We start from the raw sequence: 1,106 nt of genomic DNA on the forward strand, positions 1-1,106 counted from the left end.
GCCTTGTTCACGATTCTCGCCTTCGATAAAGCGCTTCATTTGACACCCGTGGTCATGAGATACTGGTTCAACGTTTACAGGGCAGGTTTCGTTTACACGGTTTTACGTTTTTACACGGTCTGGGCCAGAAACAGACATTGAAGTGAAAGCATAGTTAACCTCGCATGTGTACAACATAACCTTATAAAAATTTGTGGATTTGCGTAGAGATTGTAAATTTCAATTATTAAAAAATATACCAAGTCAATTCTACTGAATACCTAAAATACGCCACTGATTTCCAACGTTAGAATTAATGACCCAATGAGCCCAGATTTTTCAGAATTTTCCTATGGATATGCAGTAACAGAAGAGATTGTTGCAGCTAATAAAGCAACTTTAGCGGCTGCACCATTGTTTCCCTCGCTTTATCAAGAAGGAAAGGCGGGAGGGGGATATGATGTGGAGATACCCTTACAAGGAATTCCTGTATTTTTGCAATTTAAGCTAAGCGACTGCTTAGAGCGTACAAATTCCAAAGAATACGATCACATAATCCCCAATCTTCCTTATTATAGGATGTACTTACGTCCAAGGAATCACTCCGACCAGCACAAGCTTTTGATCAACTTGGAAAATTCCGGGCAGTCTGTTTTCTACATCGCGCCAGAATTTCATCTTCCATCTGAGCTAAATAAATTTTATCTTTCAAAAACTGTTATATCGAACTCTGCGGCATTCTCACCGTTGGACTTAGGTCTACTACCAGATGATGAGCAACACTATGTGGTTTTTGAACGTGGTACCTCTATGGGATATTTTTGCTCAGATAATCCGAAAGAGGTTCAAAAAACCTCAATCACGGAGGGACTGAGGAACTTAATTCTCTCGAGAGGCGTGCAACCGCGTCAACTTGGTGAGCAAGGACTTCGAAATATTTCTGAGCATATGCTAGAAATACTATCGCGCGAAAGATATCGCGAGGATCCCTCGGTTATAAGCATGCCTTTATACACAACTCGGCTTCAGTCGTAGGCCGAGTTCATTTCTCGTAGCGCTTCAGCGACGAGTCGTATCTTGGTCAGCCCCTTCCAGATCGCTTTCACACCTGGCTCGCCATCTCCTTT

Annotated in this window: 1 protein-coding gene; it reads left to right on the forward strand. The window is 42.2% G+C overall.

Annotated elements, in window-relative coordinates:
- The first annotated feature begins 303 nt into the window (after nt 1-303).
- Nucleotides 304-1,014: a hypothetical protein gene (locus GTP27_RS23245; protein WP_161041457.1), complete on the forward strand. Its 711-nt coding sequence runs from the start codon at nt 304-306 to the stop codon at nt 1,012-1,014.
- The last annotated feature ends 92 nt before the right edge of the window (nt 1,015-1,106 follow it).

The sequence above is a fragment of the Duganella qianjiadongensis genome (assembly GCF_009857915.1).
In the GTDB taxonomy this organism is placed as follows: Bacteria; Pseudomonadota; Gammaproteobacteria; order Burkholderiales; family Burkholderiaceae_D; genus Rugamonas; species Rugamonas qianjiadongensis.

Coding starts and splice junctions, on each gene's coding strand:
- GTP27_RS23245 (WP_161041457.1), top strand. CDS start 304: ATGAGCCCAGATTTTTCAGAATTTTCCTATGGATATGCAGTAACAGAA.